This is a genomic window from Paenibacillus cineris, assembly GCF_018333335.1.
Taxonomy (GTDB): Bacteria; Bacillota; Bacilli; order Paenibacillales; family Paenibacillaceae; genus Paenibacillus_AQ; species Paenibacillus_AQ favisporus.
Genome location: NZ_BORU01000002.1, coordinates 502,578 through 528,864, shown reverse-complemented (window position 1 = coordinate 528,864; position 26,287 = coordinate 502,578). Strand labels below are relative to the sequence as shown.

At 54.3% G+C, this 26,287-nt stretch carries 27 protein-coding genes, 1 tRNA gene, 1 pseudogene and 2 riboswitches; of the genes and pseudogenes, 10 read left to right on the top strand and 19 right to left on the bottom strand.

The genetic code is table 11. The annotated features are described in order from the left end of the window. Nucleotides 1-174 precede the first annotated feature (174 nt). Both KI379_RS23230 and KI379_RS23225 read right to left on the bottom strand, forming a co-directional pair. The gene (locus KI379_RS23230; RefSeq protein WP_212985021.1) at nucleotides 175-1,680 is read right to left on the bottom strand and encodes a sensor histidine kinase; all 1,506 of its coding nucleotides are present in this window, start codon (nucleotides 1,678-1,680) and stop codon (nucleotides 175-177) included. Nucleotides 1,681-2,046: 366 nt separating this feature from the next. Continuing rightward, nucleotides 2,047-2,250 carry a CsbD family protein gene (locus KI379_RS23225; protein ID WP_076172846.1) on the bottom strand — a complete coding sequence of 68 codons (204 nt, stop codon included), beginning with the start codon at nucleotides 2,248-2,250 and terminating at the stop codon, nucleotides 2,047-2,049. 300 nt (nucleotides 2,251-2,550) lie between these two features. Here KI379_RS23225 and KI379_RS23220 point away from each other — a divergent pair, with 300 nt between their 5' ends. From KI379_RS23220 to KI379_RS23200, 5 genes are all read left to right on the top strand, one after another. Continuing rightward, nucleotides 2,551-2,958 (top strand): GntR family transcriptional regulator, encoded by a 408-nt coding sequence (locus tag KI379_RS23220; protein ID WP_076172845.1) that lies wholly within the window; start codon nucleotides 2,551-2,553, stop codon nucleotides 2,956-2,958. Next, complete coding sequence (locus tag KI379_RS23215; RefSeq protein ID WP_089549109.1) at nucleotides 2,955-3,668, top strand: ABC transporter ATP-binding protein; 714 nt, start codon at nucleotides 2,955-2,957, stop codon at nucleotides 3,666-3,668. The genes KI379_RS23220 and KI379_RS23215 overlap by 4 nt, the downstream gene beginning before the upstream one ends. Then, nucleotides 3,668-4,438, top strand: coding sequence for an ABC transporter permease subunit (locus KI379_RS23210; RefSeq protein WP_089549110.1), 771 nt, complete (start codon nucleotides 3,668-3,670; stop codon nucleotides 4,436-4,438). The genes KI379_RS23215 and KI379_RS23210 overlap by 1 nt, the downstream gene beginning before the upstream one ends. A 216-nt stretch (nucleotides 4,439-4,654) precedes the next feature. After that, a complete protein-coding gene (locus tag KI379_RS23205; protein WP_244879412.1) occupies nucleotides 4,655-5,629 on the top strand; it encodes an ABC transporter ATP-binding protein in 975 nt (324 codons plus the stop codon). A gap of 95 nt (nucleotides 5,630-5,724) precedes the next feature. Then, complete coding sequence (locus KI379_RS23200) at nucleotides 5,725-6,870, top strand: ABC transporter permease (RefSeq protein WP_089549111.1); 1,146 nt, start codon at nucleotides 5,725-5,727, stop codon at nucleotides 6,868-6,870. 97 nt (nucleotides 6,871-6,967) lie between these two features. Here the strand turns inward: KI379_RS23200 and KI379_RS23195 are convergent, their stop codons facing one another. Both KI379_RS23195 and KI379_RS23190 read right to left on the bottom strand, forming a co-directional pair. Then, entirely contained in the window at nucleotides 6,968-8,512 is a 1,545-nt protein-coding gene (locus tag KI379_RS23195; RefSeq protein WP_212985020.1) for an HD-GYP domain-containing protein, read from the bottom strand. Nucleotides 8,513-9,106: 594 nt separating this feature from the next. Further along, entirely contained in the window at nucleotides 9,107-10,099 is a 993-nt protein-coding gene (locus KI379_RS23190; RefSeq protein WP_076172840.1) for a polysaccharide deacetylase family protein, read from the bottom strand. A gap of 92 nt (nucleotides 10,100-10,191) precedes the next feature. Here KI379_RS23190 and KI379_RS23185 point away from each other — a divergent pair, with 92 nt between their 5' ends. Further along, nucleotides 10,192-10,530: a L,D-transpeptidase gene (locus tag KI379_RS23185; protein WP_076172839.1), complete on the top strand. Its 339-nt coding sequence runs from the start codon at nucleotides 10,192-10,194 to the stop codon at nucleotides 10,528-10,530. A 15-nt stretch (nucleotides 10,531-10,545) separates the two neighbouring features. On the opposite strand, the gene KI379_RS23180 is transcribed toward KI379_RS23185, so the two are convergent. Then, on the bottom strand, nucleotides 10,546-11,262 hold the full coding sequence (locus tag KI379_RS23180) for a glycoside hydrolase family 73 protein (protein WP_212985019.1): 717 nt from the start codon (nucleotides 11,260-11,262) through the stop codon (nucleotides 10,546-10,548). Between the two features lie 192 nt (nucleotides 11,263-11,454). On the opposite strand from KI379_RS23180, the gene KI379_RS23175 reads away from it, so the two are divergent. Then, on the top strand, nucleotides 11,455-12,006 hold the full coding sequence (locus KI379_RS23175; RefSeq protein WP_145026811.1) for a GNAT family N-acetyltransferase: 552 nt from the start codon (nucleotides 11,455-11,457) through the stop codon (nucleotides 12,004-12,006). Between the two features lie 96 nt (nucleotides 12,007-12,102). Here KI379_RS23175 and KI379_RS23170 read toward each other — a convergent pair whose 3' ends face one another. Together KI379_RS23170 and KI379_RS23165 are read right to left on the bottom strand one after the other, a co-directional pair. Further along, nucleotides 12,103-13,557, bottom strand: coding sequence for a SulP family inorganic anion transporter (locus tag KI379_RS23170; RefSeq protein ID WP_212985018.1), 1,455 nt, complete (start codon nucleotides 13,555-13,557; stop codon nucleotides 12,103-12,105). A gap of 344 nt (nucleotides 13,558-13,901) precedes the next feature. After that, nucleotides 13,902-13,994, bottom strand: coding sequence for a sporulation protein YjcZ (locus KI379_RS23165; protein WP_084203986.1), 93 nt, complete (start codon nucleotides 13,992-13,994; stop codon nucleotides 13,902-13,904). 284 nt (nucleotides 13,995-14,278) lie between these two features. Between KI379_RS23165 and KI379_RS23160 the strand changes: the two genes are divergently transcribed. Next, a complete protein-coding gene (locus tag KI379_RS23160) occupies nucleotides 14,279-14,968 on the top strand; it encodes a class I SAM-dependent methyltransferase (RefSeq protein WP_212985017.1) in 690 nt (229 codons plus the stop codon). Between the two features lie 28 nt (nucleotides 14,969-14,996). Here the strand turns inward: KI379_RS23160 and KI379_RS23155 are convergent, their stop codons facing one another. Beyond that, nucleotides 14,997-15,707, bottom strand: coding sequence for a TetR/AcrR family transcriptional regulator (locus KI379_RS23155; RefSeq protein WP_089549118.1), 711 nt, complete (start codon nucleotides 15,705-15,707; stop codon nucleotides 14,997-14,999). Nucleotides 15,708-15,861: 154 nt separating this feature from the next. Here KI379_RS23155 and KI379_RS23150 point away from each other — a divergent pair, with 154 nt between their 5' ends. Beyond that, nucleotides 15,862-16,533, top strand: coding sequence for a DUF6022 family protein (locus tag KI379_RS23150; RefSeq protein WP_212985016.1), 672 nt, complete (start codon nucleotides 15,862-15,864; stop codon nucleotides 16,531-16,533). 71 nt (nucleotides 16,534-16,604) lie between these two features. On the opposite strand, the gene KI379_RS23145 is transcribed toward KI379_RS23150, so the two are convergent. The 11 genes and pseudogenes from KI379_RS23145 to KI379_RS23100 form a co-directional block, all read right to left on the bottom strand. Beyond that, nucleotides 16,605-17,252: a pyroglutamyl-peptidase I gene (locus tag KI379_RS23145; RefSeq protein ID WP_212985015.1), complete on the bottom strand. Its 648-nt coding sequence runs from the start codon at nucleotides 17,250-17,252 to the stop codon at nucleotides 16,605-16,607. A 210-nt stretch (nucleotides 17,253-17,462) separates the two neighbouring features. Further along, nucleotides 17,463-17,690 (bottom strand): phage holin, encoded by a 228-nt coding sequence (locus tag KI379_RS23140; protein ID WP_094599702.1) that lies wholly within the window; start codon nucleotides 17,688-17,690, stop codon nucleotides 17,463-17,465. A gap of 87 nt (nucleotides 17,691-17,777) precedes the next feature. Further along, on the bottom strand, nucleotides 17,778-18,248 hold the full coding sequence (locus KI379_RS23135) for a DUF523 domain-containing protein (protein ID WP_076172831.1): 471 nt from the start codon (nucleotides 18,246-18,248) through the stop codon (nucleotides 17,778-17,780). Between the two features lie 199 nt (nucleotides 18,249-18,447). After that, the gene (locus tag KI379_RS23130) at nucleotides 18,448-18,894 is read right to left on the bottom strand and encodes a spore coat protein (RefSeq protein ID WP_076172970.1); all 447 of its coding nucleotides are present in this window, start codon (nucleotides 18,892-18,894) and stop codon (nucleotides 18,448-18,450) included. 131 nt (nucleotides 18,895-19,025) lie between these two features. Continuing rightward, nucleotides 19,026-20,357 carry a voltage-gated chloride channel family protein gene (locus KI379_RS23125; RefSeq protein ID WP_212985160.1) on the bottom strand — a complete coding sequence of 444 codons (1,332 nt, stop codon included), beginning with the start codon at nucleotides 20,355-20,357 and terminating at the stop codon, nucleotides 19,026-19,028. A gap of 134 nt (nucleotides 20,358-20,491) precedes the next feature. Continuing rightward, nucleotides 20,492-20,552: riboswitch (Fluoride riboswitch) on the bottom strand. A gap of 137 nt (nucleotides 20,553-20,689) precedes the next feature. After that, nucleotides 20,690-21,112 carry a CBS domain-containing protein gene (locus KI379_RS23120; RefSeq protein ID WP_076172830.1) on the bottom strand — a complete coding sequence of 141 codons (423 nt, stop codon included), beginning with the start codon at nucleotides 21,110-21,112 and terminating at the stop codon, nucleotides 20,690-20,692. A 107-nt stretch (nucleotides 21,113-21,219) separates the two neighbouring features. Then, nucleotides 21,220-21,369, bottom strand: a pseudogene (locus tag KI379_RS34135) (manganese catalase family protein); the annotation flags it as partial. A gap of 100 nt (nucleotides 21,370-21,469) precedes the next feature. Next, a complete protein-coding gene (locus KI379_RS23115; protein ID WP_105445680.1) occupies nucleotides 21,470-21,580 on the bottom strand; it encodes a sporulation protein YjcZ in 111 nt (36 codons plus the stop codon). 262 nt (nucleotides 21,581-21,842) lie between these two features. Next, on the bottom strand, nucleotides 21,843-21,959 hold the full coding sequence (locus KI379_RS23110) for a YjcZ family sporulation protein (RefSeq protein ID WP_208837126.1): 117 nt from the start codon (nucleotides 21,957-21,959) through the stop codon (nucleotides 21,843-21,845). Nucleotides 21,960-22,397: 438 nt separating this feature from the next. Beyond that, a tRNA-Thr gene (locus tag KI379_RS23105) sits at nucleotides 22,398-22,469 on the bottom strand. Between the two features lie 81 nt (nucleotides 22,470-22,550). Next, nucleotides 22,551-22,853 carry an MTH1187 family thiamine-binding protein gene (locus tag KI379_RS23100; protein WP_212985014.1) on the bottom strand — a complete coding sequence of 101 codons (303 nt, stop codon included), beginning with the start codon at nucleotides 22,851-22,853 and terminating at the stop codon, nucleotides 22,551-22,553. Nucleotides 22,854-23,140: 287 nt separating this feature from the next. Next, nucleotides 23,141-23,363: riboswitch (cobalamin riboswitch) on the top strand. A 234-nt stretch (nucleotides 23,364-23,597) separates the two neighbouring features. Between KI379_RS23100 and KI379_RS23095 the strand changes: the two genes are divergently transcribed. After that, nucleotides 23,598-25,931 carry a ribonucleoside-diphosphate reductase subunit alpha gene (locus KI379_RS23095; protein ID WP_212985013.1) on the top strand — a complete coding sequence of 778 codons (2,334 nt, stop codon included), beginning with the start codon at nucleotides 23,598-23,600 and terminating at the stop codon, nucleotides 25,929-25,931. Nucleotides 25,932-26,287 lie beyond the last annotated feature (356 nt).

Below are 26,287 nucleotides of genomic sequence, written 5' to 3'. Positions count from 1 at the left end.
CACCCTTTCGTCTTCGTACTATCCTTCTCATTGTAAACAGAGGTTGGCCAAGTTGCAATACGGCACCGCGCTGCTCCAGGCGTGCGGCTGCCTCGATTGCAAGCTGCCCGTCACCCACCTTCTCCAGCTCTGGCTCCAAGGACCGCTCTGCGTATATGAGCAGCGAAAAGACGGTTATTCCAGGCCCGGAACCGTTCCGGTGCGTCCCGGAAGCAGCGCCTTCTGCTCCACTCCGCCGGCGGATGGGGTGATTTCCAGGGTGGCACATTCCTCCGCTTCGCTTACCAGCGGCAAATAGAGCGAAAAACAGCTGCCCCTCCCCACTTTGCTCTCCAGCCGGATAAACCCTCCCAGCAGATGCGCCAGGTCCCGGCTGATCGAGAGCCCGAGGCCCGTCCCGCCGTATTTCCGGCTGATGGAGCCGTCCGCCTGGGCGAACGCTTCAAAGATCCGCCGCTGCTGCGGCGGCGAAATACCGATACCGGTATCTTGAACGTCGAACACGATCCATGAGCCCGCAAGCTTTCCCTCCGGGTTATGCTCCGCACGGATGACGAGGCTCACCTTTCCCTGATGGGTAAACTTGAACGCATTGGACAGCAAATTCCTCAAAATCTGCTGCACCCGGCTCGGATCGGTCCGGAACGTTTCCGGCAGCGAGGGATCCAGCTTGATGGAGAAGCCGACGTTTTCTTTTTGGGCGACCAGTTCAAAATGCATTTGCAGCAGCTGCGGAATTTCACTGATATTCATCTCTTCACGCATGATTTCCAGCCGACCGGCCTCCACCTTCGACAAGTCCAGAATGTCGTTGATGATGCGCAGAAGCTCATAGCCCGACTGGTGGATAATTTCACCGTACTCGGCCATTTCCTCCTTGGTGCGGCTGTCGTCGTTGTCGCTGATCAGCTCGGCAAAATTGATGATGCTGTTCAAAGGAGTGCGCAGCTCATGAGACATGTTTGCCAGAAACTCCGTTTTGTAGCGCGAGGACCTCGCCAGCTCTTTGGCCCGTTCCTCCAGCACACGCTTGGCCTGATGCAGCTCTTCGGCCTGGGCCGACAGCAGCACGTTGCTTTGTTTGAGCTGGATGGTGCGGGCTGCTTCAAGCTGAAAATCGCGGAGGATCAAAGAAAAGATCAAACTCAGCAAGAGGGTGAGCGGAAGCGTGGCCGGCATGATCGTTTCAAAATAATGAGCGGCAGGAATAACCCCTAAAAAGGCAATATCGATACAATTCAGTACGTTCAAGACCAGAATGGCCAGGAAGCCGCGGGTCACAAGACTGAACCCCTTGCGTCTCATCCAAATATTGAGCAGTGCCGCCGCAGCGCCCAAAATGCACAGATTGAACAAACCGGCGACCGAGGCCTCGTTCACGCCGAACGTAAGGCGCGCGAATCCGATGCCGATGCCGATAATGACCAGCGTCACCGGCTCAGCGTAAGTAACCGTCGCAATGATGAGGGGGATGATCCGGAGATCGAAAATCACATTTTCGCTAAGCTTGTATCCGAAAACCATGCTCAGCCATCCGCAAAAGATGATCAACAGCACCGAGCAGGTGTATTTCACATGTTTAGGGGCACGGGCAAGTCCATATTTGTAGACCAGGTTGGCCAAGTAGGCAGCCGCTATGAGCAGGGCCGTGTTACCAAGAAATATTTTGCAAAAATCCATGTACTCACTCCTGAAGATGGATATTAGCCGTGCTCTCTTATCATATCATGGCAGATCCATATATCCAGAATTTATATAAACCGATGCCGGGCTAAGCCGTGATTACCGCGGCAGCCCGCCGAAGCTGGGGGATTCTCGCTGATGTTGCGGCCCATACCGGGTAAATGGGGAACCTTCTTGTGGGTAAACCGGTCAGACCTTTGAGGTAAGTCTATGGCGGATGGCGTGCTTGAAGTCATCCAGGTGAGGTCAGGTCGTACTTGGGTAATGTAGATGAACACCCGAAAGAAGCGCAGCGCTCCCCGGTTGCCGGAGATTCGCTGCGCCTTTTGTTATTTCCACATGCCGACCGCAGGACGAAGAGGCCTACAGCTGACGCGAACGCGTCCAGTCATGGTACTCTTTTTCCGCGGCGTCCTTGGAATGGCCATAGCGCTCCTGAAGCTTGCCGATCAGCTTGTCCTTTTCGCCGCCGATTTTATCCAAATCGTCATCCGTCAGCTCGCCCCACTGCTTTTTGGCTTCGCCTTTCAGTTGATTCCATTTTCCCTTGAATACGTTATGATCCATGAGGATCAGCTCCTCTCGGTATAAGTTGTTGGTCGGCGGAACTATCCGCTCCGCCTGTAGTTCTTTATTACCCGCAGGAACGCGGGCTGAATCCAACGAGCACCAGCAATGCTGCCACAATCTTCATAGCCATAAACCGGTGCGAAAAAAAGATTTTAACCAACATATTGATCGCCTATTGCATTAAGTGTATTAAGTGATATAATACACTTAAATCACATAAGTGACCTGAACGTTTGCGCTTATGCCGAGAAGGAAAGCTGTGCTTCCAGACCAGCAGAGCTTTTAGGAGGGAAGGCCATGGAAGACCAACAGGTTGGCCCGCTGCGGTTCCACATCGACTTCAGCCAACCTTTATATGAACAAATTCTGGATCAGGTGCGAAGCGCCATTGCCAAAGGAGAGATTGGATTGGGAGACAAGATGCCTTCTGTGCGCGAGCTGGCTCAAGAGCTTCGGGTGAACCCGAACACCGTCATGCGGGCTTATCAGGAGCTTGAACGGGACGGACTTACCGAGAAACGGCGGGGTCAAGGAACCTTCGTCACCTCTTCCCCGGAGCATGTCCGGTCGTTCCGAACGGCGCTCGCGGCCAAATATATCGACAGCTTTATGGATCAAATGGAAAGCCTCGGACTAACCTGGAACGATATCCAGTCCTATATTGAACAAAAATACGACGCGGAGGAAGGAGGATCCATGCGATGACGGCACCGATACTGCGATGTGAACAAGTAAGCAAGGCCTATGGGAAGAAGCAGGCGCTAAACGGGCTGAACATCACCGTTCCCGAAGGGCGGATCACCGGTATTCTGGGCCCGAATGGCTGCGGCAAATCCACGTTATTCCGGATGCTTACCGGCCTCGTCCGGCCAGACCGGGGCACCGTGGAAGTGCTCGGCTCGAAGCCCGGCTGGGAAACCAACCGCCACATCGCCTACCTCCCCGATCGGGCCCGCTGGTATCCGAACCATACGGTGCGGCAGGCGTTCGAATGGGGAGAGTCCTTCCTGCCTCGCTTCTCGATGGAACAGGCAATCCGCCTGGCGGATTATATGGATGTTGAACTGGATGCGAGAATCGGCGGAATGAGCAAGGGCCAGGAAGCCCGCGTTATGCTGATTCAGTGCCTTGCCCGGGAAGTGTCCCTCATTATTCTCGACGAGCCTTTTACCGGCATCGACGTCATGTCACGGGAGGCGATTGTGGCCGGCATCATCGACTACCTCGAGGACAGCGGGCAGTCCGTCCTGATCAGCACCCATGATATTCAGGAGGTTGAAGGGTTGTTCGATTACACGGTCATGATGAAGCAGGGTCAGGCGATCTGGTCCGGCGACACCGAAAGCTTGAGGGCGGAATACGGTTCACTGCGCGATGTATTCCGTAAAATGTACGCAAAGGAGTGGCAGCGTTGATGTCATCAGGCACGTTTATGGACCTTGTCCAGCATGAGTTTATGGTGCGGGGCAGCTGGAGAAAACTGAACCGCGTCCGCTTATCCAGAAGCTGGTGTGCCGCTTATATCCTGATTGTTGCTGCAGCGGTGGTCATCGTCACCACTTATCTGGCGGCACGTAACGACCTAGAACTGAGCAGCTTCTGGTATATGACGCTGGCTTTCCCTTACTGGATCTTCTTCCTGGGATACGGCGCTGTAAAAAGAGAATGGTCCAACGATACGTACGGCTGGTGGCTGACGCTCCCGATCCCGAGATTTCGCCTTATTGCCGCCAAATGGCTCGGTAACTGCTTGAAGGTATGGATCGCAATGATCGCCATTTACATCGCCTTATCGGCGTACGTGCTTATTCTGACCTCAACCATCGATCATTACACCTACGACATGGCCGTCTCTTTTATGATTACGGGCATTAACTGGCTGACCGTCGTCGCCGGCCTGACCCCTTTCATCATAGCCGCAGGCATGCTGACCATTAGCGTCATGTACAGCACCGCCAAGCCGCTGACACCGCTCCTCTGGATTCTATTTATGGGAGGCTTCAGCATCGTATACTCCAACATGAACGAGTATTTGCTGCCTGAAGGCCGGCTGGAAACCGCAGGACCGGCGACGTTCTTCCCCTTTCCATGGGAGCTTCCGGCAATCATCATCGGCAGCTGGGCGGTAGCCTATGGCCTGATCCGGGCGGTGACATACGTCATGGATAAAAAGCTGGATCTGTAGCAAGTTCAAAACGCTTTTCTTCTATAAACTTAACGGGATATTCAACGTGGCCGCCGGAAGCCTTTCGTTCATCCGCACGAGCCGGTACTGCCGGCGGCCCGTCATTTTGCAAACATGCTGCTTCACAAAACTTTAGCCGATGCTTCCGGTGCTAGTTTTGCTGCGACGATTTTACTTTGAGGTTATGCTTCACAAAACTTTTAGGAGGTTGTCCCTATGATCCAAACGACGGCTCGCAACACCGCCGAATCTAATCAGACTTCTTATAACAACGATTATATGCTAGAGGTTTCCCGGCTCCGCAAATCCTATCCGAAGAAACAGGCGCTCCAGGACGTGAGCTTCTCTCTGAAAGCCGGCACTTCGTTTGGCTTCCTCGGACCGAACGGCGCGGGAAAGTCCACCACGATGAAAATTTTGACCGGCATTGTCCAGGCCGACAGCGGCTCCGTCCGGCTGCTCGGCAAGGAGGCGACCAAAAATCCGGACGCCGTATCGAAATATATCGGCTACGTCCCGCAGGAAATTACGCTGTACGATAAGCTGTCCGCTTATGACAATCTGGAGTTTTTCGGTGAGGCTTACGGTGTCCGGGGCAAAATGCTGAAGCAGCGCATCCACGAGGTACTGACCCAGACCGGTCTGCTGGACCGGGCCAAAGAGGAAGTCGGCACGTTCTCGGGAGGCATGAAGCGCCGGATTAACATCGCCGCCGCGCTCCTCCACCGTCCCAAGCTGCTGATTCTCGACGAGCCGACGGTTGGGATCGATCCGCAGTCGCGGAACCACATCTTCGAAATGATCCGCGACCTGAACCGCGAAGGCGTGACGATCATCTACTCCACCCACTACATGGAGGAAGTCGAAGCGCTGTGCGATGAAGTGGCCATTATGGATCAGGGCACGATCAAGGCGATGGGCCCGCTCGGGGAACTGCTGGAGAATTACGGACAGAAGGCCATTTACGTGGAAATTGCAGGAGCCCATCACCTACCGGAAGACCCGGATGTAACCGCGGTCCGCAAGGAAGGCTCCGGATACGTGCTGGAAACGGAAAATCTGCATGGCGTGATGCAGCGACTGCTTCGCCTCGCTTCCCAGCACAGCTGGGACGTGAAGCAGCTGGAAATCGTCCGTCCCTCGCTGGAGAACGTATTCCTGCGGGTAACCGGTACCGCACTCCGGGATTAATTCTTTTTCACAAGCATCCCTCTCACTCATTAAGGTGATAAATCGTTCATCGTATGAAACAAGCAAAGAAATGAACAAGCAAAGGAGCAAAACCCATGAGAGCCATGATTATCAAAGAATTGCGGCTGATCCGCAAAGACCGCAAAAGCTTCTTCTTCCTGCTGCTGATGCCAATCCTGTTCATCGCCATGTTCGGTACGATTTTCAACAGTGCCGGAGGCGACAGTTCCTCCGTATCCATCCGCACGATCGACCAGGATCAATCCGCCGCGTCCCAAGCCTTTGTGAAGCAAATGCAGGGGATTATGGACGTGAAGCTGGAATCGTCATCCACCCTGGACGACCAGGTCGACAGAATGAAACAGGGCCAGTTCTCGGCCATGCTCGTCATTCCCGCCGGATTCGAGAAAGCCATGAAGGAAGGCAGTCCCGCGGATATCCAGCTGTACCAGGATCCCACCGCACAGACCGAGCTTGCGCCGATTCAGGCGATCCTCAGCAGCATTTCCAGCCAATACCGCGAGCAGAAGCTGACGGATGTCCTGCTGGCCAAGGGAGATTCCAAGGAGCAGGCAGAGCAGGCGCTTGCCTCCCCGATCCAGATTAAGGATGTGGCGACGACGTCCGACCATATCAGCTATATGGACTCCATGGTCCCCAGCATGACCGTCATGTTCGTCTTCTACATTATGATCACGATGGCCCGCCGCTTCTTTGACGAAAAGAAAACCGGCCTTCTGTCCCGCATTCGCAGCACGCGCGTAAAGCCGCTGCAGTATCTGGTCGGGATGTGGGTGCCCTTCATCCTGACGGTTATCGCCCAGTGTGTCGTCCTGTTCGCCTTCGGCCACTTCGTCTATGATGTCAAGCTTGGCGACGTCGCCGCCCTTACCTTGATTGTGCTCAGCCTCAGCATCTGCGGAACCGGCATCGGGCTCGGCTTATCCTTCCTGGTGCCCGGCGAGGGAGCTGCCATGGTCATCACCCAGGTCATTGCCATGGGCGGTGCCATGCTGGGGGGCCTGTGGGTACCGTCCTATCTGCTTCCGCAATCCGTACAGACCGTCGGGCACTTTCTGCCGCAGTACTGGGCGCTGCACTCGCTGCAGAACATTATCGCTCATGGCGCCCATCTCGGCGACGTTGCGGGACCTGCCCTTATTCTCCTGACGTTCGGGGCCGCCGGCCTCCTGGTTGCATTCTTCCGTCTGCCAGGGTTCCTGCGCTCGGCTGCCAACTGATTCCTTATCAACGTTCAAAACGACGAAAAAACCTCCCGTCCGGAAGTCATCCTTCACGGCCGGGAGGTTTTCTTGGTTTCCGATCCTTGGTCATCGCTTATGTATCGTCGCCTGCCGCTTTTCCCAACCTTTGATTTCTCATATAGTCGACAAAAATGCGGGCGTATTCCGGATCCCACTGCGTCCCTCCGCCCTCTTCGAGTATGGACAGCGCCTTGGCGACATCCATGCCTTTACGGTATGGCCGATCCGAAGTCATCGCATCAAAGGCGTCGGCTACGGCGATAATTCTCCCGAGCAGCGGGATATCGTCCCCGGCCAGTCCGTCCGGATACCCTTTCCCGTCGTATCGCTCATGATGGGACCTTACGCCGGGAAGGAGCGGCGCCATGGCATCCTTCGGCTCGATCTGCTTCAGAATTGTCTCACCAAGCACCGGATGGGCCTTGATTTGGTCGAACTCCTCTTCCGTCAGACGCCCTTCCTTCAACAGAACGGTGTCCCGGATGCCGATTTTCCCGATGTCATGCAGCAGCGCCGACTGGCGGATCACGTTGATATCCTCCTCAGTCATCCTGCTGAGCCGCCCGATCAGCTCCGAATATTCGGCCACCCGCAAGGAATGCCCTGCCGTGTAGGCGTCTCTGGCATCGAGCGCAACGGCGAGGGTCACAAAGTAGCTGTCCAGCATCGCCCGGGTCTGGGCTTCACGCGACTGAAGCGCCCGGACCATCATGTTGAAGCCGGTGGCCAGCCGGGAGAACTCGTCCGAATACACGTTTTGGACCGTCCGCAGCCGGCCGTCCTTGACATGATTCATGGCGTCGTACAGATGGGAGATCGGCCGCTCCACCTCATGGGTCAACAGCCTGGCACCCGTATACGTAAAAATGATGTCGACCAGCAGGATCAGCCCCGCCCAGCCCCAGTACCCGGTCATCATTTCCTCGTTTAAATTGCCCAGCCGAATCTGGGCAGCCAGGGTGAACAGCAGGAGCGGCGAGGTACCGATCAGCATGGCGCTGAGCAGAAACTTCGGACGGATGGACAAGACGACATGCCCCTCCGGATTCAGCTCAATGCGGTGCGTTTCCTGGGCGAGCCGATGAAATTCCTCCATCAGCGGCCGGACCGTCGCCGTCGTCAGAAAAAATTCGATCATCGCATGCATGCTGGCTACGAGGAAGGCGCCGGCTGCCGCAGCCGCAACATAAATCGGCGGGAAATGAAGAAGGCCACGGCTCATCTGCCACAGTGTCAAGCCGGCCGCAGGTACGGCAAGCCCGAGGAAATGCGGTACCAAAATCCGGAACACCGCCAGCTGCGGCAGCTTATGTGCCTGACGGTAGGCTGTTTCAATGGTCTGAACCATACAGGTCCGGCAGAACAAGCCCTGCCGGATCGGCCGAACGTGCCGCGTGAATACCCAGGATTCCACCGCGACCATGACCGCCATGGAGCAAGCAAAGATGATCGCCAGCCGTTTGATCTCCTGCGGAGAAATGCTGATCGTGGTCAGAACGAGAGCGCTGCCCACGATCCATACCGCGAATAGCGATCCGAAAATATAATTCCGTACCAATTTGTTCCGAAAAGCATAATACAGGGCAACCCCCTGCAAACGGGTAGAATCGGTATCCATAAGCCAGCCTTCCTTTTTCATCAATATAGGCCGTTCGGCGCAGCACTATTAAGAATATCGGTTATTTCATCCCAAAATGTGACATGAACCAGCGACAAAAACCAACTTTTATCATAAAATCCCTCCGTATGAAATGGTGCTTTTGCACATTTATACAAGTCTGGTGGGCGATATAATTTCCTATTGCATTTATAAACAATATGTGATATATTATAAAAATATAACTTCATTTAACCCTTTTCGTTCCCCGCAAGAAAGAATAAATCTTCAACCTCGAAGACTTAATTTCCTATTTTGAAATAACCCAATGCGAAGTATGAGATTTAAGATGCTATTTCTGATTCACGCTGGCGCGGTCATCGGAGCCGCAAGGACAAAAGAGAGGCAGGGCTTTTGTTGTTTTGGAAGTCATTATTCTGTTAACGAACTAGAACAAGGAACCAGACTGCAGCCTTGAACGGCTGTCAGGGGTTAAATATATGAGGCGGCCGCAGTGCCGCCAAAGCCAAACCCCCCGGAGAAATGTCCGGGGGGTTATCCATATTGTCCAATGTATTTACGGCCTACTGCCACTTCCTTCTCTCGTCAGGAGGCTTAGCCGGCTTTGCTGTATCCGCGGAGCGACTCCGCATGCTTCATCGATTCAATGAGCGCGATCGGGTTATTGTCCATGCCGCCCGCGTTGACCCGGTATCCCATGTACTGCCCGGGGCCGTCGATTCCCGGTTTGACGGTAAAGACTACTTGAATGCCGAGATTGCGGCAGAGACCCAGCACCTGCTGCGTATAGCCGCCGTAGGGAAAAGCGAGAATATCGCGGCGGTTGCCGATTTCATTCCGGAGAATTTGATCCGCCCGGGTTAAATCACCCTTCACCCGCCGAATATACTCCTGCTCCGTCTCCACATGCCCGGTGGTTTTGTTATGCTCCGGTCCCATCAGCATCGGCTCCAGCCTGTCATGGGTTTTCCCTTCGGGGCGAACATAAGCATAAGCGTGCGAATCAAACGTATGGCTGTAAAAGTCGATACCGCTCCGGTGCATGAGCTTGACCTGGGCCCAGGTCAGCTTCGGCAGTCCGGGATGCTTCGGATTCCCCACCGTCGACACGATCAGAAAATTCGTTGCCGGCACGTGGTACTTCTTCAGAATCGGGAACACATTGGTATAGAACGTCTCATAGCCGTCGTCAAACGTCATCAGCACGGCGTTGTCCGGCACCGGCTGATGCCGGGTGACGAAGTCGGCGTACTGCTCCATCGTAATCCAATGGAATCCGTTTGCCTTCATGGCCTGGAGCTGCTCCTCGAATACAGCGGTATCCAGACTCTTGTCATTGATCGGACGCGGGGAGACATCGTGGTACATCAGCGTGATGACTTTGTTTTTATAATACACCGCACCTGGCGTCGGTCTCGTGGAAATAAAGCTGTAAGCCGGAACACCGCCCTCTTCCTTTTTGATGTGAGGCCTTCCGGGATAACGAACCAGATGATACACATAAGGGCCCTGCCTCCAGACGAAAAATGCCGCGAACAGCACAAGCACGGAAAAGGTGCAGTAGAGGATAATTTTTTTTCTCAGCATCACGTTCCAATCCCCTTCGTTCCATAAATTCACTTGCAGAGGGATGCATCCCCCGCTCTATAAACATACTCTGGAAGCAAGGAGTGATGCAAATGCCAAAATACCGGATCATCGTCGACCTGTCGGAACGCACGTTATATTTGCTGGACGGCGACCAGACCGTCAAATCCTATCCCGTAGGCATCGGAAAAATGGTGACGAAAACCCCGACCGGGGAGTTCACGATTGTCAATAAACAGGAAAATCCCGGCGGACCGTTCGGGGTGCTGTGGATGGGCCTCTCCAAGCCCCATTACGGCATTCACGGAACCAATGATCCCGCCTCTATCGGACGGGAAGTCTCCCACGGCTGCATCCGGATGCACAATGAGGATGTGCTGGATTTGTCTTCCTACGTTCCTGTGAATACAAGGGTGACCATCCGGCCGTAATGGCCGTAAGTGCCGTCAGTCTTGATCTGAAACGACCTTGATTCCCTTCTCTTTGCGGTACTGGATCACCAGCTGCCGCCAGAAATCATAACTTCCCGTTTCATCAGCAATATAAGGCTTGTAATAGCGGTAAGCCTCCTTTGCCCAGTCCGGGCAGGGCATGCTTAACAGCGCCTGCTGCTGCTTGATCCATTCCGCCTGCTTCGCAACCGTGTTCTGCAGCTCGCTAAATGCCGCCTTTTCCTCAGGAGTCATATGCGCCCCCTCCTTCCAGGCATCGTATTGGTCCAGGTTATATTGATCAATAATCCGGATTAGCTTATCTGCATACTCCGGGTCCGTGGCATAACCGGCGGCGCCGATCGCGGCGGCGGCCGATCGCCCGTCTGTGCGGAGCGCGCCGGCATACTTGTCACGGTCCCAGGACACGCCGTTCACCAACAGGCTTGAGTGATCGGCCACCGATTCGGCCCAGCTGTTGTACGCGCGGAAGTCGGCTATCACCCGGCCGGCCACGCCGCGAACGTACTCGGTGGTCTGCAGGCGCATGCTCCCCGCGGTGCCCTGTCCCTTGATGCCGAACAGATTGTTGGCCTTCACCGCCAGCTCGCTCGTACCCCAGGCGGATTCGAGGGCCGCCTGGGCGATCGTGAGCGATGCCGGCACGCCCGACTGCAGCTGGTCGAATTCAGCCAACGGTGCCATGATGGCGATAAAGTTTTGTTTCTTCATAATCCTCCCTCCCAACCCTCGGGTACATACAATGCTGACCGCTTGCTAACGGCCTGGACGCGGCTGCCGCCTCACGTTTTCAGAGCACCTGGGCCTTGTAAAAATTTCCAAACCGCTCCGGTATGAAGCATTTGCCTAATTCTTCATGGCTTCTTACAATAAGAACATATGTAACGCTTGGAGGGTGGATGTATGAAGCAGGCAAAAGCAGATCATTTTATCATCAATCAGGAGTGGGTTACCCCGGAAATCCGTGCCGTTCAGGCCGGTCCGGAAGATGTCGCAGCCGCGCAGGGACTGCTGTTTCGAACGGCGCAGTGGCTTCAGAGCATAGGCTCCAAGCAGTGGAATCAGCTGCTGACCGGCGAGGATCGGCATCATATCGACGAGGCGGTCCTGCGAGGGGACGTCTTCCTGTTCAAAAAGGAGGAGCGCCTTGCCGCCATCGTCATCCTCCAGCAGCATGCAAGCGAATGGGACCGCAACCTGTGGGGAGAGGAGGGGCACGATACCTCTGTCTATCTGCACCGGCTTGCCATTGAACGCGAATTCGGGGGGACGGGTCTTGGCAGCGCCATTCTGCACTGGGCCTTGACCGGAATAAGGTTCCAGGGCAAAGACCGAATCCGTCTCGACTGCATCGCCGACAACCCCGGCTTGAACCGGTTGTACAGCGGGGCCGGCTTTACGCTGAAGGGCCAGCATGAGAGCGGGTTTAATATTTATGAGAAAATGGTGAGGTAGCGTTCGCTCCTCAAGCGGATAACTACGCAAAAAGCCTTCCAGCATGTCGGAAGGCTTTTCTCATATCGTATATAAAATGCAGGTTTTACGAGTTGGTTAATGGGACGATACCGAGGCTACGCCAATCTTGTCGATGATACGCTGGCTCTCCGGATTCAATCCCCGGACGGCCACCTTTTTGTTCAGCGCCTCATACTTGGCCAGCACCTTGGACACGGCGTTCACGCCCGACTGATCCCAAACGTGGGAGTGGGAAAAGTCAATCGCAATCTGCTCGGGATCCTCCTGGTAATGGAAGAGATGCACAAAATGGTTCATCGTTCCGAAAAACATCTGTCCTTTGATTTCGTACACCTTTACCCCATGTTCATCGATATGGGTCTGCGCGTGAATACGCGCCATTTTCCAGCCAAAATTCAGGGCGCTCAGAATGACTCCGGTCACAACGCCGATCGCCAGGTTGGACGTGGCCACCACGATTACGACGGTCACGACCATGACGATCGTGTCACCCAGCGGCACCTTGTTCATCGTTCGTAAAGAATGCCAGTCGAACGTGCCCACCGATACCATGATCATAACGCCCACCAGCGCCGCCATTGGCACCTGCTTGACGACATCGCCGAGCACGAGGATCAGGAACAACAGAAAGGCGCCGGAAATGAAGGTCGACAGCCGGGAGCGGCCCCCCGACTTCACATTGATGACCGTCTGGCCGATCATGGCGCAGCCTGCCATCCCGCCGAAAAAGCCGGTGAGGATGTTGGCGATGCCCTGCCCCTTGATCTCGCGGTTTTTGTTGCTGCCGGTATCGGTCAGCTCATCCACTAGGTTGGCGGTCAAGAGCGTCTCGGTCATGCCGACGACGGCGAGCGCCAGCGCATAAGGCAAAATCGTCAGGAACATATGAAACGACAAGGGAACCGACGGAACATGAAATGCGGGAAGCGACTGCGTAATGGTACCCATATCGCCTACCGTACGGACATCGGCATGGGTCAGCACCGAAATGATCGTCATGACGATAATGGCGACAAGCGCTGAAGGCACCGCTTTGGTGAGCAGCGGGAACAGATAAATAATCAGCAGCGTTGCGGCCACCATCAAGTACATGATCCAGGTAGCCCCTTCAAAATTCGGCAGCTGCGCCATAAAAATAACGATCGCCAGCGCGTTAACAAAGCCCACGATGACCGATTGCGGGATAAATGTGATGAAGCGCCCGAATTTCAGCGCCCCCATGATCCACTGCAGAATGCCGGTCAGCACTGTCGTCGCAAACAAATACTCGATCCCGTACTTGGCAACGATCGGTCCCATCAAGGATGCCATGGCACCGGTGGCCGCTGAAATCATCCCCGGGCGTCCGCCGAAAAACGAAATGCTGACGGCAATCACAAAGGATGCGTAGAGACCGACCATCGGATCCACACCGGCCATAATGGAGAACGCGATGGCTTCGGGAATAAGCGCAAAGGCAACGGTTAGACCGGACAAAATATCTTTTCTGACATTGCTAAAGAAGCCTTGTTTGATCCAGTTCAAAAACAAGAAATAATCCCTCCTGTGGATATATAAAGTTGTATCTGTAGGGCTGATCGTGCTGCTATCCGTTCATGAAATGTTACGGGGTGTTTCAAGCGGGCTCCCCACTCTCAGGTTCGCCGGGTCCGATGGTTCACTGTTTTTCATTATAGCGTTATAATCGTCTGAACCCAAAACTGCATGTATGCGCTATTTCCCTCTGTATACTAATCCATTCTCCCATTTACTCGTCTATATTTCCTTTTTCAATCCATATGTATATACTGCGGTATCTGCCTTTCTTATGAAATGGCGAAAGCCCCGCCGGAGGGCGGGAGCTTCGTTGCCCAAGGACCGCTTGGGCCCATGGATTAATAAATAAAGGATTTGGTAATGATGACGAGCAGAATAAACAGAACCAGGATGGCTCCCGTTGAGGTAAATGGGTTTCCTACACCACTCATGGTTTCTCCCCCTCTCTCCTGTTTATACTCTATCGTATGCCGCGTAAGGAGAATCGGTTTGGACAAATATCATTCAAGTCCATTTGCCCTATGAAAATGCGCGATGTTCCCGGGGGTAAAGGACCTTGCCGCCACAACTCTATCGAGCTTATCAATGCTGTTCCGTGGAAGGAACGATATAGGAAATACCTATAAGTATAATACGGTTTATATATTTCCATAATGAGCGGGCTGCCGGTACAATGAAGTCAATTCCAACAATCCACGGGTAAAGGAGAATGGTGATGGACAGATCTGTGATCAAGCTTTTTGACGCCAATGCAAAGGACTATGACCGGCAGCGGAGGGGACTGATTCCCTGCTTCGACGACTTTTACGGGATGGCCCTGTCCCTGGTGGAGTGCGGCAATTCTACTCCATGTATTTTGGATCTGGGGGCCGGAACAGGCCTGTTCTCCAGCATGGTACTGCTCAAATACCCTGAGGCACGGCTTACGCTGATGGATTTAAGCGACAGCATGCTGCAGGAGGCCCGCCGGCGGTTTCACGGGGCACCGAATGTAGATTATGTTACCGGGGATTACAGCAGTTATCCGTTTACGCAAACTTACGATGCCGTCGTCTCTTCCCTCTCCATTCATCATCTGTCCCATCCGGAAAAAAGGCAGCTGTTCGCCACGATCCATCGGCTGCTGAATGAAGGTGGCATCTTCGTCAATGCCGATCAGGTGAAGGGCCATACCGATCAGGCGGACGTATATTACCGGAGACGCTGGCTGGAAGAAATCAGGGCAAGCGGTCTGCCGGAAGAAGCCATTCAGGCGTCGATTGAACGCAGAAGCCTGGATATCAACGCTACCGCCGCCGACCAGATGCAGTGGATGGAAGAGGCCGGCTTGGAAGACGTGGACTGTATGTACAAGTATTTGGACTTCGCAGTGTTTTACGGAAAAAAATCAGGGCGGACTTCCTAGTCCCCCTGATTTTCTGTTTAGCGCCGGATCAGTCGGTCAGCCTCTGCCGGAAGCCGTCCATCAGGACGTCCAGCCCGAATTCGAATTCCTCCTGCCATCCGGTATCGGTCGTATGGGAAGCCAGCCGGATCATATTCGGAAACTGCTCGCTTGGCAAACTGCGGAAGAACCGGGCGTACTCCTCGCTGAGCTGAGCCTGTGCTTCCTCGCCGGAACCGGCCATCCCCTTCAGCCGCACCTCCTCGGCCACAAAGCCGAGCACATGGTTCTTCACCATGGATGCCATCCACGGGATGTGACCGTCCGCAAATCCGGCCGACGCAAAGATTTGGTACAGTCTTTCAATCTGCAGCAGACGGTGGTATCCCATGGCGATGCCGCCATTGAACAGGTCCACCGCATCACGGTAGCGGTGCAGTACGCGCCGGAATGCATGCCCCCACTGGATCAGCTGTTCCTGCCAAGGCAGGTCCGGGTCGGGCCTGTCCATTTCTTCGCTTATTTTATCCCCGATAAGCTGGAGCAGCTGTTCTTTATCCTTCACATGATAATACAGGGAAGCGGTCTTTACCTGGAGCTCATCGGCAATCTTACGCATGCTCAGCTCCTTCAAGCCAAATTCATTCAACACGCGGAGCGCCGTCCGGACAATCCGGTCACGGTCTAGTGGAATGTGCAGCTCCTCCTGTTCCCCCGTGCCGGAGAAGGGATGCTGGGGCACCGTTCGTTTTCTGGCCATCGATGAGCCCTCCTTTTCACTTGACAATTATAGCATACGCCATTATTCTAATCCCATTAGATTAATCTAAACACATTAGATTAATGGGCAGTGGTATTCCGCAACGGAATCAGAACAGCCTAGGCAAAATTTTACGATGTGAAGGGAGTTTTATATGAATCCAATTTATTCGGTAGTCCGGTCCATGAACCGGTACCTGGGCGAAATTTGGGAGGCGATTCTTCAAGAGCATGCAGAGGAACTCAGCAGCATGTTTGCGGAATTCGGCGACCGCGCGTACGGCGTCTATATTCAACAGCTGATGGGTCCGATCTGCGAGGAGGTGCGGAAGTCGGGATACGAGGTCCCCGCCGGATTCCGCTTGTCGGAGTCAGTCGAGAACTGGGGCCCGCCCGAGGAGCGTGAGCGATGCGTATGGTATGTGGTCAGAGACGAAACCGGTAATCCGTGCGGCACGGCAGTGCTGCAAATTTTCCATTCTCACGCCCGGTTTCATCTCCCGCAGCCGCCTCGCTTTTTAGCCCTGGAAGAAACGGAGCAAGAAGCCATTCTCCAAGCACTCTGTACCTCAGGCGTGCGCCTAAGCGGACTGCCCCAGCGTTACCGTCATTCCGCCGGCGACGAGCCGCTGGAATGGGAATACGGGACGGACGCGGGGCTGCTCGAATACGTGCAATCATACCGCGGCCACACGGCGGTGGACTTTAATTATGCGCTGTCCTCGTGGGGGCGCCATGGCTGGGAGCTTGTACAGATCGTGCCGCATCAGGACCGCCTGATCGGTTTTTTCAAGCGTCCGGTTCAGCAAGCCGGCGAAAGGCAATAACAGCAAAAAAAACACCCCCGGAGCTTGTTTTGAACAAGCACCTGGAGGTGTCAGGCGGTGAGCGATACCCGTTACACCGCGGGCTGCCGCTGCTGCTTTGCCGCATCAATCGTCGCATGGATGATCACGCGCAGCGCCTGCAGCATCATTTCCTGCGGCAGCGAAGGCAGGCCCGGCTTCTGCAGCGCCATTTCCGTAGAGGCCGGGAAATGGACAAAACCCGCCAGCGTTGACAGCTTCTGCTCACGGATATAATCCAGCACAGCGTACATCGTGTTGTTGCAAATAAACGTGCCGGCCGACTCGGACACGGCAGCCGGAATCCCCTCCGCCTTCAGCCGGTTCACGGCCTCTCGGATCGGCAGCCGCGAGAACAATCCGTCCGGTCCTGCCGGATTAATGGGCAGATCCTGCGGCCTCTCCCCTTTGTTGTCGGCGTATGCCGCTTCCGGCGCCACGTCCTTGACGTTCACCGCGATCCGCTCCGGCGTTACCGCCGTCCGGCCTGCGGCCAGGCCGCAGCAGATTACGGCGTCCGGCTGATAGTCACGCACCACCTCAAGCAGCCTTTCGGCACATTCGTCATAATGGACCGGAAGCAGAACCGTCCGGATCTCGGCCTCCGCAAACGTCTCCTCCCGGATATCCCGCACGAGCTGCTCCGTCGGATTGACCGCATTTCCGCCAAAGGGCTCAAATCCTGATACCAGTATTTTCATGAAGCTTCTCCTCCCGGCAAGTCTTTCTTTCCATCATATCAAACGGGACAGATCGTTCCTACCCGAAATCGCGCCGCCAAGAAGGGCTGCTTCCCCGCGGATTCCGTTCCTTTTTGACCTGCGATACGTAAGGAATCCAAAGTCTCCGGAGCCTGCATCTCAAAAAAACACCCTGCCCGGCAGCTGACGGCTGCACGGCAGGGTTCCCGTCTACAAATTATATCCGCCACTGTTCGGCTTGGTCGGATTGGAGATAATCCCCAGCGTCGCCAAAATTCCGAGCACCAGGTCCGCGGCCGCCACAAGCTCTTGCCGCTTCATATCCGACAGTTCAAACGCTCCGGTGAGATGACCGATCAGCTGCACCAGCAGAAGCACCTGCGAGACCATACTGATCCAAAGCGCATAGTTGCGAAACCGTTTCTTCTTGAGCATCATATGACCTCCTTTAAGGTCATATATATTCATCCGCCCCGGCAAACTTGTCCGAAACTTTCACGGGATGGACGAGCGATGCCAGCGATTTTAGAGGAGACCTGAGTCCAGAGCCTCCAGAAACGTCTCTTCGGACATCACCCGAATGCCCTCCCGTTCCAGCAGAGCGGTCGTCACCCCGCTGCCGGCCACCTTCTCATTGGCGAAGGAACCGTTATAAATCATGGCGCTTCCGCAGGAGGGGCTGTATTCTTTGAGCACCACCATGGACGCACCGACTTCACGGGCTTTTTCCAGCGTCCGGTGAGCCCCCTGAATATACATGCCGCTGACGTCCCGGCCCGATTTCTCAACAACCCTTGCCCGGCCCTCCAGCACGTCCCTCCCATCCCCGCCTACGATCTCCGCAGGCTCTCTCGGGGTGACGAATCCCCCCAGCAGTTCGGGGCAGACCGTCACTGCCCTGTTCTGCGCCACCATTTGCTGAATGACTTCATTCAGACTGTCGGTTCCATTATAGCGAACCTTCAGTCCGGCCAGACAAGAACTGACCATAATCATACCTGTTCACCTCCTGAACTGTTAATCCGTTTCACGTAAACTATTTATGACTTTAACGAAAGTATACTGCATAAGCCAACTGCTGGGGAGGCCCGGCTTCATGGTGCAGGATTTCGGCGAAAAAACGAGGAAAGTCCGGGACCAGGCTCCCGGACTTTCCTCGATATCTCTTTTTCCCCTTGCCCCAGGGGTGCAGATGTTACATGCTTAACGCCTTTTTCGCATTTTCCATATCATTGGCCAGGAGCCGCTCCAGATCGTAAGCAGGGTACATCGAACGCTCCTCCATGAATTCAAAAACCTTGGCATGGAGTTTAATCGCATTGTTCAGATGCTTAACGAAAACCTCCCTTAAGGCCGGTGTTGCCGTTTCCGTAATCGCAAGCGCGTAATTGCGAACCCAACCTTTGGCCTTGCCCAGCAAATGGCCGGCATAAAAGCCCGTCATGTCTGCCGCTTCGGCTTTGCCGCCTCTCGCTCCCGGGACCGGTGCTTGCGGATAAAACTGCAGCAGGTCCTTTATGTTTTGCTCCAGGCTCATAATAGCCTCTTTATACAGGGCGTGCAGCTGCGGATCGGTGACCTTGCCGATGTCCATTTTCAGGCAAATCAGGTCGTTGGACTGTGCTGCTACCAGCTCATGCATTTCCAATGTTTCATGCCATGCTAAGTGTTTCACTTGGGCTTTCTTTCCAGAAGACAATGCAATCCCTCCAATCGATGATGGGATAGCATATGCCCAGGGCGCCCAGAGGGGAAGATGTCTTGCTAAAAAAATTAGGCGCGCTCCCTTTTCTCCTTCTTTCTTCCCTTCTTCCCTCGGACCGAAGCCAGCGTCGCCTGTTCCGGCAGGCGCAGCAGCCTGGACTTGGACACCCCGATCCGCTGCGACACATAGATGCCGGTATGCCCGGAAAAATAATAACTGACGACGCAGGCGATGAACATGTATACCAAATTCCCCGAACCGAACAGCTCGATCCCCATAATAAAGCAGGCAATCGGGGTATTGGTCGCACCGCTGAACACTGCGATAAAACCGAGGGCTGCCATAAACGGCACCGCTAGATGGAGCAAGTCCGCCAGCGTGCTGCCCAGCGTTGCGCCGATGACGAAGAGCGGAGTCACCTCTCCGCCTTGAAATCCGGCCCCCAGCGTAATCGAAGTGAACACGGTTTTCCAGAGAAACGCCAGCTTTGGCGCCGTCCCTTCAAAAGCATCGCTGATCAGCGGAAGGCCAAGCCCGAGGTACTCCCTTGTGCCGAACGCGTAGACAATGGCAATCAGGATGCAGCCCCCGGCAAAGCTCTTGACCGCCGGATTCCGGAACCAGCCGGTGAACCGCGCCTTCAGCCAATGCGTCAGCTCGCTGAACAAAATGCTGGCCAGGCCGAACACCATCGACGCGAGCACGACCTTCAGCACCGTGATCAGCGTGATCGACGGAATTGTGTTTACGGAATAATGAATATGATGAATTCCCCAGGCCTTCGTGGTCAAATCCCCGATAAAGCTCGCCACAAAACAGGCAAACAGCGCTTCGTAACGGATCATCCCCAACGCAAGCACCTCCAGCCCGAAGACTGTTCCGGCGAGCGGCGTCCCAAAGACCGAGCCAAAACCGCTGCTGATGCCGCACATCAGAATGATGCGACGGTCGGCTGGGCTAAGCCGAAGTCTCTTGCCGATCCATTCCGATAAGCTCCCACCCATCTGCACCGCCGTTCCTTCCCGTCCGGCCGAGCCGCCGAACCAATGGGTCAGAATCGTTCCGAACAGGACGAGCGGAGCCATGCGCAGCGGAATAGCTCCGCCGCCGTCATGAATCTGCTCCAGTATCAAGTTATTGCCCTTGGACGCGTCCTTGCCGTATTTCCAATACAGGTAGCTTACCAAGGCACCCCCAAATGGAAGCAGCCACAGGAGCCATGGGTGCTGCAGACGCTGCTGCGTAACGGCATCCAGCGCTGCCAGAAACAAGGCCGATCCGGAGCCAGTAAGCACCCCCACCAGACTCCCGATGACCGACCACTTCACGATATAGCCAAGCAGCGCGAGATGCATGAATTTGCCTGCGTATACATATAACCTGCGTTTTCCCCTCGTCATCCGTTTTCCCATTACAGCGGTTTCCCCCCAGCTATGATGTATTTCCTATTGTTCCTCATTCAGGGGCAAATTACCGCTCCCCTGCTTGTCCCGGTGCCGAATGTCTGCAAAAAAATAGACTCCTACCAGTGTCTGCACTGGTAGGAGTCATTAGCTCACGGGCGGTTAAAGGCGAACTCCATCGCCTATGTTGTTACAAACTATTGTAATGAGCGACTGGCCTGAAGTCAACAGAAAATCTGAACGCCACAATAGACGAAAAAGCACCCGTATCGCGCTTTCGCTTTACGGGTGCTTCTGCAGCGAATTAGTTTCCCTGGCGCACCGTCCTCTTAATGGAGAGGTTCAGAAATTTGGCTGAGGGCATCGCCGGCTTCGTTGATGTGGATGTTCATCGTCGCCAGGTCGCCAATGGCGCAGATCCCTACCATTTCTCCGTTCTCTACAACCGGGATGCGGCGGATTTGATGGTCGGCCATCAATTTCGCGCACTCGTGGGCATCGGTGTCCGGCGAGCACGAAATGACATCGCTTGTCATGCAGTCATGGCAGTGTACGCTGCCCGGGTCTTTCCCCGCAGCTACGCAGTTCAGCACGATATCGCGGTCGGTAATCATACCTACCACTTTTTTGCCTTCGCAGACCGGAACCGATCCACAGTTGACATCGCGCATGATTTGCGCCGCAGCCGTGATCGAATCATGGGGTGCGCATACCTTTACGTCTTTGGTCATTACGTCGCGAACCATCGTCATTGCTGTTTACCTCCTCTAGGAATGATCCCCCGTATTTTACCCAGGGGTCCCGGGATTATTCAGGATTGGCGCGCTGTGCTAAGAACTACAGAAATATGGTGCAGCTGTCAGCCTTCTCGATTCATATAAGTGATCCCAGGGCTGTGCTCATCGGCCAGCTCAGGCATCATCGGTATCGGGAAGCCCTCCGGCGGCTAGATCACTCTCAGCTCTCCGCCGTTACGGCTAGGCGTTTGTCCGCTGAAAATTTCACCGATGATAATATATAAAAAAAGCGCAGGACCCGTAACGGATCACTGCGCTTGTGCTGGTCTCATGCCCCCGGATCGATCAGGCGGGCTAAGGACCTTTCAGCAATTAGTATCCCCAAGTTTTAGCGATGATGACAAGCAGAATAAAGAGGACAAGAATGATACCGACGCTCGTCGACCAGCCGCCACCATAACCAACTCCACCAACTTCGCTCATGTGATATTCCCCTTTCTTCATAGGATCAGTTTTATTCTATGAAAGAAACCTTTCAGCGTTGTGGACAGAGTCAGCGGTTTAAAAGACTATTTTTCCTCGGTCCCGAGTGAGCCCACGGCTAGCTGGCGGGATTAGTACAACGCGTGCTACCCTAGTAATCCAACTTGTACGTGCCTAGATAGTGAGAAACTACTTTATTTATAATAAAAAAAGCCCCTGCCAGCACTTAGCCAGCAGGGGCTTCCTCATTCATGACTTTTTATTACCAACAGAATGCCTTAACAATAATTACCAACAAAATAAAGAGCACCAGGATAGCACCTACGTTGCTGTGCAAACCGTAACCGTATCCTACGCCACCAACAACACCGTCGCTCATACATGTACCTCCTTTGTAAGAAAGTTAATATTACAATATGTACATTCCACCATTTGGTATGGGTAAACGCACTTAAGATTTGATTTTTTTCCTGATTGAAAACGCCCGCTTCGAAAGCGGGCTTTGCCTTACATCAAGGAAGTTTTTATGAGCCACCATACTATATGCCCTGTATAGGTAATTGGTTCTTACATATAGGTCTTTATCATTCCTGAATCTTGTCCTAATTTGGAATACCTTGCACGCCTCTGGATTGCTCATGCTGCACTGCTAGGACCTGCGACAGTTGTCAGGGGAAATTCATTTTCTTTTAATTGATGGAAAAAACACGCTTTACTCGACTAAAGGGCAGAAAAATGGTAGAAGATCGCCCAAATCAACAAAAAAGACGCGGTCTCCGAAATCCGGAAAACCGCGTCCTGTAAGGCTTATGAAAGATGCTGGTGAAGGGAATTGAACCCCCGACCTACGCATTACGAGTGCGTTGCTCTACCCCTGAGCTACACCAGCGTGGAAAATGAAATTTTCCGTCAAACAAAAACTATTATACAACTTCTTCTCCAAAATGCAATACTTCATTGCGATTGGAATTTACTTCAATTTGTTGCGGACCGATTGCAGCTTCTGGGCGCTGGTTGAGGCTTTGTCCCGTCTGTCGTCGATTTTGACCGAAGTGGATACGCGCTGCGCGCCGGCCAGGAACGGGGCTTCGTGAAGGGCTGCTATCGCCTGCCATACATCCGGAAGAGCTCCCTCAATGATCGTGCTCATCGACGTCAGCTCGTAGCTGATCCCCTTCTGCTCCGCCAGCACCTGCTGCATTTGTGCCACATAGGAGCTCAGGCTGGTCGTGGCCGTTCCGATCGGAATGACCGTTACCTCTGCAATTGCCATGGTCGTGCGCCTCCTTTATCCTTTTACAAGCGGATCGAACTTTATTCCTAATTTTATTGTACCCGACCGCCTATGGAATCGCAAAAGGATAGCCCGCAAAATTTTTTATTCGCGTTTTTCCTGCAAATTCCGCCCGATTTCTACCTTTTCCCCCCCTCTAGAGCCTAATCTCCAATGGTTCACAGTAGCGCCCCGGGGGTCCATCTGGTATAATTCTCATTGCTCGTCTTTTAAGAGGAACTAGGTTTACAAACACAATATATTGGGTTAAATTAGTATGAAAGCAACCAAATATAGTGGAAACAGGTGAACACGGCTCGATTTGCCAGGCGTTCATAATAGGGAAGCACGGTGTGAATCCGTCACGGTCCCGCCACTGTAACCGGAAGGCCGAGAGCTCCGAGCTTTCGGCACGATATCGGCTGAGGCCACTGTCCGTCACGCGGACGGGAAGGCGCCGAATATCGCATTTTCGGGAGTCAGGAGACCTGCCTGTTTTGTCTCACGAAAGGCCTACGAGGAATAGGTGCGTGATGCCAGTCGATATCTATACATAGGGTGATAGATATTTTTTCCCATGCTCGTAAATAGGGCATACGGGATCTAGCGGCATTTTCGTACCTGTGCTTCAGGTTCTTCGGAAATGCCTTTTGTATGGGCAAGCACAGCAAGAGCTCCCTCTTAACAGCATCGTCCTACTTTCCGTTATACCAAATATACAAACTTTGAAAGGAGATCTGCACCATGCCGCAGCTCGTTACCAAACCGAACAACCGCCAGCTGGCTTTTGATGAAATCCGTCTCTCCGTTTATGCCGACCGAATCCTGGAGGGGCTGGAGACCCTGGACAAGGAGCGCCTCCTCCGGGGCGTGCAGAGCAAACTGCGCCGCGAGGAAGTCACCGGCGACGAAATCAGCAGCGCGTTCACGATGTCGGCGCTTGAGCTGGTCACCAAGGAGGAGCCGAACTGGAAGTTCGCCGCAGCGCGCTCACTGCTGACCTCCCTGTACAAGAAGGCCGCTTACAACCGCCGCTACAAAGCCTATCCTGACGAGCCATATGGTGCGTTCTACCCTCTCATTACCGAGCTGGTGCAAAAAGGAATCTACCGCGAGGAGCTCCTCACCTGCTATACAAAAGAGCAAATTGAAGAATTGGGCCGCTGCATCGATTACAAATGCGACCTGCTGTTCGACTATATCGGTCTGCTGACCCTGTCCGACCGCTACCTGGCGCATGATTTCGACGGACGCGTTATGGAGCTCCCGCAGGAGCGCTACATGGTCATCGCCATGTACCTGATGCATACTGAGCCAGAGGACAAGCGCCTTGAGCTCGTGAAGGAAGCGTATTGGGCCATGAGCAACCTGTACATGACCGCCGCTACGCCAACGATGTCCAACGCCGGCAAGAAGGTTGCTGGACAACTGTCCAGCTGCTTTATCGACACGGTGGACGACTCGTTGGAAGGGATTTTCGACTCCAATACCGACGTGGCCCGTCTCAGCAAAATGGGCGGCGGCATCGGCGTTTACCTCGGTAAAGTCCGGGCGCGCGGCTCCGACATCCGCGGTCACAAGAACACCAGCTCCGGCGTCATTCCTTGGATCCGCCAGTTGAACAACACGGCGGTCAGCGTTGACCAGCTCGGTACCCGTAAAGGTGCGGTTGCGGTCTACCTGGACGTCTTCCACAAAGACATCCTGGCCTTCCTGGATCTGAAGCTGAACAATGGCGACGAGCGCATGAGAGCGCATGACGTGTTCCATGGCGTGTGCCTGCCGGATCTGTTCATGGAGGCCGTTGAGGCCCGCAGCGAGTGGAGCCTGTTCTGCCCGCATGAAGTGAAGAAAATCATGGGCTGGAAGGATGCCAACGGCCGTCCTGCGGGTCTTGAGGATTATTATGACGAAACGGTAGGTCAAGGCTCGTTCCGCGAGAAGTACGCCGAAGCGGTTGCCCACCCGCTGCTTCCAAGAATTACGGTGCCTGCGATCGACATCATGAAGCGCATCATGAAATCGCAGCTGGAAACCGGCACGCCGTACATGTTCTACCGGGATACCGTCAACCGTGCGAACCCGAACCGTGCACATGGCATGATCTACTCGTCCAACCTGTGCACCGAAATTATGCAGAACCAATCCGCCACCGTGGTGGAAAAAGAAGAACTCGTGACCAAGGACGGCCAAACCCGGATCGTCATTTCCAAGGTTCCCGGCGACTTCGTCGTCTGCAACCTGAACTCGATTCACCTGGCCCGTGCCGTTCCGGACAATGTGCTGGACCGTCTGGTGCCGATCCAGGTACGCATGCTGGATAACGTCATCGACATTAACAACATTGAAGTCCTGCAAGCCCAATATACGAACAGCCAATACCGCGCGGTTGGACTCGGCACCTTCGGCCTGCATCACCTGCTCGCCCTTAAAGGCATCCGTTGGGAGTCCGACGAAGCGGTTGAATATAACGACAATTTGTACGAAAAAATCAACTACCTGCTCGTCAAATCCAGCATGGAGCTGGCCAAGGAGAAAGGCCACTATCCGAAGTTCAAAGGCTCCGACTGGGAGAACGGCGCTTACTTCACAAGCCGCGGTTATGTCGACGGCGAGCATGAAGGCAAGTTCGTCACCACCGAGCAGTGGAAAGAGCTCCAGCAGGAAGTGCAGCAGAACGGCGTCCGCAACGCCTGGCTGTTCGCCATCGCACCGAACGGCTCGACTTCGATCATTGCCGGCTCCACCGCCAGCATTGATCCGCTGTACGACCTTCTGTCTTACGAGGAAAAAACGACCTACAAGATCGCCAACCCGGCTCCGGACCTGTCCGAGAAGACGATCTGGTATTACAAAACGGCATTCCTGATTGACCAGCATTGGTCCATCAAGATGGCCGCGGCGCGTCAGCGCCACATCGACCAGGCTCAAAGCTTCAATCTGTACGTTCGTCCGGATATTCGGGCGACGGAATTCCTGGAGCTTCACCTTCACGCCTGGAAAGCCGGCATCAAAACGACGTACTACGTCCGCAGCCGTGCGCTGACGATTGAAGAGTGCGAGTCGTGTGCGTCGTAAAAGATATTAAAGCCTAAAACCTTTTTCGATCCCTCCCAAACCCTCCCTTTCAAGGGAGGGCCCCGAGGGCGCTGCCCTCTGGACACCCGGAATGTTGCGGATGACCGGCGGGTGGCGGATTTTCTGATGTGAATATGTGCTGTGAGTCGCTTTCGTCCCCCTCCTGCTTTGCAGGTTATGGGGGACACGCTTTTACGTTTGAGCGGTGCGAGTGGTGGTCTCCTCGATTCTCGGAGACCCCTTGCGTCGCGCGGCTTTGCTCCCTGTTTTGGCTTCGCCAAAATACGGGAGGCTCGCCACGCGTCCGGTAAAACTGCCAACTAAAAACGGGAAAGGGCTACTGTATCAAACCTTAT